The organism is Xanthomonas sp. SHU 308, from assembly GCF_000364645.1.
Lineage (GTDB): Bacteria > Pseudomonadota > Gammaproteobacteria > Xanthomonadales > Xanthomonadaceae > Xanthomonas_A > Xanthomonas_A sontii.
In genome coordinates this window covers 1-5,192 of record NZ_AQOK01000834.1, presented here as the reverse complement: position 1 = coordinate 5,192, position 5,192 = coordinate 1, and the positions used below count along the sequence as shown (strand labels likewise).

Sequence of the window (5,192 nt, the reverse complement as noted above, 5' to 3'; positions counted from 1 at the left end):
CGGCTTGCCGCGCTACGGTACCCTTGGCCGCTTTGTTGCCGCCTGGCCCTTGCCCGTTTCCATGTCCGCCGTCGAGCCCACCGCCTACGACCCGCAGCAGGTCGAATCCTCCGCCCAGCAGTTCTGGGACGCCACCCGCGCCTTCGAGGTCGACGAGACCTCCGACAAGCCCAAGTTCTACTGCCTGTCGATGCTGCCGTACCCGTCCGGGGCGCTGCACATGGGCCACGTGCGCAACTACACCATCGGCGACGTGATCAGCCGCTACCAGCGCATGATCGGCAAGAACGTGCTGCAGCCGATGGGCTGGGACGCGTTCGGCCTGCCGGCCGAGAACGCAGCGATCAAGAACAAGACCGCGCCGGCGAAGTGGACCTACGCCAACATCGACCACATGCGCAGCCAGCTGAAGTCGCTGGGCTATGCCATCGACTGGTCGCGCGAGTTCGCCACCTGCCGGCCCGAGTACTACGTGCACGAGCAGCGCATGTTCACCCGGCTGATGCGCAAGGGCCTGGCCTACCGCCGCAACGCGGTGGTCAACTGGGACCCGATCGACCAGACCGTGCTGGCCAACGAGCAGGTCATCGACGGCCGCGGCTGGCGCTCCGGCGCGTTGGTGGAAAAGCGCGAGATCCCGCAGTGGTTCCTGCGCATCACCGACTACGCGCAGGAGCTGCTGGACGGCCTGGACCAGCTGCCGGGCTGGCCGGAGTCGGTCAAGACCATGCAGCGCAACTGGATCGGCCGTTCCGAGGGCCTGGAGATCCAGTTCGACGTGCGCGACGCCGATGGCAGCGCGCTGGATCCGCTGCGCGTGTTCACCACGCGCCCGGACACGCTGATGGGCGTGACCTTCGTGTCCATCGCCAGCGAGCACCCGTTGGCGCTGCACGCGGCCAAGTCCAATCCCGAGCTGGCCGCACTGCTGGCCGAGCTGAAGCAGGGCGGCGTCTCCGAAGCCGAACTGGAAACCCAGGAAAAGCGCGGCATGGCCACCGGCCTGACCGCGGTGCATCCGATCAGCGGCGAGCAGGTGCCGGTGTGGGTCGCCAACTTCGTGCTGATGGGCTACGGCACCGGCGCGGTGATGGCGGTGCCCGGCCACGACCAGCGCGATTTCGAATTCGCCAGCAAGTACGCCCTGCCGATCCGCCAGGTGATCGCGCTGAAGGCGCCGAAGAACGACGACGAGCGCCAGTACGATCCGAGCCGCTGGCAGGACTGGTACGGCGACAAGACCCGCGAACTGGAACTGGTCAATTCCGCCGAGTTCGACGGGCTGGACTTCCAGGGCGCGTTCGAGGCGCTGGCCGAGCGCTTCGAGCGCAAGGGCCAGGGCCAGCGCCGGGTCAACTACCGCCTGCGCGACTGGGGCGTCAGCCGCCAGCGCTACTGGGGCTGCCCGATCCCGGTGATCTATTGCCAGAGTTGCGGCGCGGTGCCGGTGCCGGAAGACCAGCTGCCGGTGCTGCTGCCGGAGAACGTGGCCCTGAGCGGCACCGGTTCGCCGCTGAAGACCGACCCGGAATGGCGCAAGACCACCTGCCCGCAGTGCGGCGCGGCGGCCGAGCGCGAGACCGACACCTTCGACACCTTCATGGAGTCGAGCTGGTACTACGCGCGCTACACCTCGCCCGGCGCCAAGGACATGGTCGACAAGCGCGGCAACTACTGGTTGCCGGTGGACCAGTACATCGGCGGCATCGAGCACGCGATCCTGCACCTGATGTACTTCCGCTTCTTCCACAAGCTGCTGCGCGACGCGCGCCTGGTGGACAGCGACGAGCCGGCGACCAACCTGCTGACCCAGGGCATGGTGATCGCCGAGACCTTCTACCGGCAGAGCCCGGACGGCTCCAAGGACTGGATCAACCCGGCCGACGTGGACGTGCAGCGCGACGACAAGGCGCGGGTGATCGGCGCGGTGCACCGCGGCGACGGCCAGCCAGTGCTGATCGGCGGCACCGAGAAGATGTCCAAGTCCAAGAACAACGGCGTGGATCCGCAGGCGATGGTCGGCAAGTACGGCGCCGACACGGTGCGCCTGTTCTCGATGTTCGCCGCGCCGCCGGAGCAGTCGCTGGAGTGGAACGAGGCCGGCGTGGACGGCATGGCGCGGTTCCTGCGCCGGCTGTGGGCGCAGGTGCACAAGCATGTCGCCGACGGCGCCGCGCCGGCGCTGGATCCGGCCGCGCTGAATGCCGAGCACAAGGCGCTGCGGCGCAAGACCCACGAGACCATCGGCAAGGTCGCCGACGACTACGGCCGCCGCCACAGCTTCAACACCGCCATCGCCGCGGTGATGGAGCTGACCAACGCGCTGGCCAAGTTCGACGATGCCGGCGATCAGGGTCGTGCGGTGCGCCAGGAAGCGCTGGAAGCGGCGGTGCTGCTGCTCAACCCGATCACCCCGCACGCCAGCCACGCGCTGTGGCAGGCGCTGGGCCATCCGGCGACGCTGCTGGAGGACGTGCCGTTCCCGCAGCCGGACCCGGCCGCGCTGGTGCGCGACGCGGTGACTCTGGCGGTGCAGGTCAACGGCAAGCTGCGCGGCACCATCGAGGTCGGCGCCGACACCCCGCGCGAGCAGATCGAGGCGCTGGCCCAGGCCGAGCCGAATGCGGCCAAGTTCCTGGAAGGGCTGAGCATCCGCAAGATCATCATCGTCCCCGGCAAGATCGTGAACCTGGTGGCGGCGTGAGCCGGCGCGCCGCTGCGGCCGCGTCGCGGCCGTGCGGCGCGGCAGGTCTCAACCCGCGTTCACGCGGCGTACGGCAGGCTAGCCGCCTGTTGCCGCGCCCAGCCGGCTCCTCCAGACTGTGTCCATGACCCGACTCCTGCTCGCTCTCGTCTTCGCGGCGTCCCTGACCGCCTGCGGTTTCCACCTGCGCAACAAGCTGACCCTGCCGGCCGACACGCCGTCGGTGAAGGTGGTGTCCTCGGCGCCGTACAGCGAGCTGGCCAAGCTGCTCGAGCGCGGCCTGCGCGCGGCCGGCGCGCAGATCGCGCCGAAGGACGTCAACACCGGTGTGGCCCGCCTGGAGGTGCTGTCCGAGCGCTGGGGCGATCTGCCGATCGCGCTCGACGCCGAAGGCCGCGCCCAGGAATACAGCCTGCGCTACGCGGCGATCTTCCTGTTCCGCCGCGCCGACGGCAGCGTGCTGGTGCCGCAGCAGGTGATCGAGCTGTCGCGCGACTACGTTTCCCCGCCGACCGACGCCACCGGTACCTCCACCGAGCGCGAGATCCTGGCCGACGAACTGCGCCGCGAGATGTCGGCGTCGATGCTGCGCCGGATCGACAGCGTGGTGCGCGCGCAGGTGCGCGACGGCAAGGACGTCAACGCCGCGCCGCCGTCCACCGATGGCACGCCGGTGGAGGGCAAGCCGGCCGACGGTACCCCGGCCGCAGGCAAGCCGGCGACCACGCCGCAGCCTTGAGCCTCGCCCTGCTGCCCTCGCCGCCGCGCGCGGCGGCTATGCCGTTCGCTGCCGGCGCATGGCGTTCGCCGTCTCCGCCTGCAGCAGCGTAGGCTGTCGCCATGGAACTGCGCCCCGAACAACTCGCCACCCAGCCGGCGTCGCAGCCGCTGCAGCCGGTCTATTTGATCGCCGGTCCGGAAACCCTGCGCGTGCTCGAAGCCGCCGATGCGGTGCGCGCCCGCGCGCGCGCTGCCGGCATTGGCGAGCGCGAGGTGTTCGATGCCGACGGTCGCGATTTCGACTGGGGCCAGCTGTATTCCAGTTTCAACGCGCCCAGCCTGTTCAGCGCGCAACGCCTGATCGAGCTGCGCCTGCCCAGCGGCAAGCCCGGCAAGGAGGGCGGCGAGGTCATCAGCGCGTTCTGTGCCGATCCGCCGCCGGACGTGGTGCTGCTGATCACCTGCAACGAGTGGAGCAAGGCGCACCAGGGCAAGTGGGCGGACGCCGTCGCGCGCATCGGCACCATCGCCGTGGCCTGGGCGATCAAGCCGCACGAACTGGGCGACTGGATCGAGCGGCGCCTGCGCAGCAAGGGCCTGCGCGCCGACGCCGGCGCGGTGCAGCGCCTGGCCGAACGGGTGGAAGGCAACCTGCTGGCGGCGGCGCAGGAGATCGACAAGCTGGCCCTGCTGGCTGACGGCCAGGGGCTGGACGTGGCGGCGATGGAGTCGCTGGTCGCCGATGCCGCCCGCTACGACGTGTTCCGCCTGGCCGAGGCCACGCTCGGCGGGCAGGCGCCAGCAGTGCGGCGCATGCTCGCCGGCCTGCGCGCCGAGGGCGAGGCGGTGGCCGCGCTGCTGCCGATCCTGATCAAGGAACTGCTGCGCACCGCGGCGCTGGCCAAGGTGCAGGCCGCCGGCGGCAACCTGGCCGCGGAAATGAAGGGGCAGGGCATCTGGGAATCGCGGCAGGCGCCGTTCAAGCGCGCGCTGCAGCGCCACGCCGAACCGCGCCGCTGGGAACGTTTCGCCGCCGAGGCCGGCCGCATCGACCGCATCGCCAAGGGCCGCGCCGACGGCGATGCCTGGATCGCCCTGGAACGCCTGCTGCTGGCGATCGCCGAGGCGCGGGCGGTGCGGTTGTTGGTGGTATGACCGCCGGGAATCGGGAATCGGGAATGGGGAATGGGAACGGCGGCGCTGTGGTCTCGCCGGAGACCTCGCAGCCTGCGGCTGTTGCTTCTTCCCCATTCCCCATTCCCGATTCCCCACCACTGCATCTGATCTACGGCGGCACCTTCGATCCCATCCACAACGGCCACCTGGCGATCGCGCGGGCGGCGCGGGAGGCGTTCGGGGTGCCGGTGCGGCTGATGCCGGCGGCCGATCCGCCGCATCGGCCGGCCCCCGGGGCCGATGCGCAGCAGCGCTGCGCGATGCTGGCGCTGGCCATCGCCGACACGCCGGGGCTGGTGCTGGACCTGCACGAAGTGCGGCGCGCGCAGGCCCGGCCGGGCGTGGCGTCCTACAGCATCGACACGGTGCGCGAGCTGCGCGCCGAGCTCGGCGCCGACGCGCCGCTGGCGCTGCTGATCGGCAGCGACAGCTTCGTCGGCTTCAACGGCTGGCGCGAGTGGCGGGCGCTGCTCGAGGCCGCGCACCTGATCGTCGCCGACCGCGCCGGCAGCGGCTGGGAGCGGGCGGTGCCGGCGGAACTGGCGCAGGCGGTGGCCGGACGCTGGGCCAACACGCCGCAGGCGCTGACCCA

Annotated in this window: 4 protein-coding genes; all 4 read left to right on the top strand. The window is 70.8% G+C overall.

The window, feature by feature from the left end; all coding sequences use genetic code 11:
- Positions 1–61: 61 nt before the first annotated feature.
- Positions 62–2,704 carry a leucine--tRNA ligase gene (leuS, locus tag D588_RS0121850; protein WP_017917517.1) on the top strand — a complete coding sequence of 881 codons (2,643 nt, stop codon included), beginning with the start codon at positions 62–64 and terminating at the stop codon, positions 2,702–2,704.
- A 124-nt stretch (positions 2,705–2,828) separates the two neighbouring features.
- Complete coding sequence (lptE, locus tag D588_RS0121845; protein WP_017917516.1) at positions 2,829–3,443, top strand: LPS assembly lipoprotein LptE; 615 nt, start codon at positions 2,829–2,831, stop codon at positions 3,441–3,443.
- Positions 3,444–3,544: 101 nt separating this feature from the next.
- Positions 3,545–4,579 carry a DNA polymerase III subunit delta gene (gene holA, locus D588_RS0121840; protein ID WP_017917515.1) on the top strand — a complete coding sequence of 345 codons (1,035 nt, stop codon included), beginning with the start codon at positions 3,545–3,547 and terminating at the stop codon, positions 4,577–4,579.
- Positions 4,580–4,602: 23 nt separating this feature from the next.
- The coding region (gene nadD, locus D588_RS0121835; protein ID WP_051067903.1) for a nicotinate-nucleotide adenylyltransferase at positions 4,603–5,192 on the top strand (590 nt) is incomplete at its 3' end.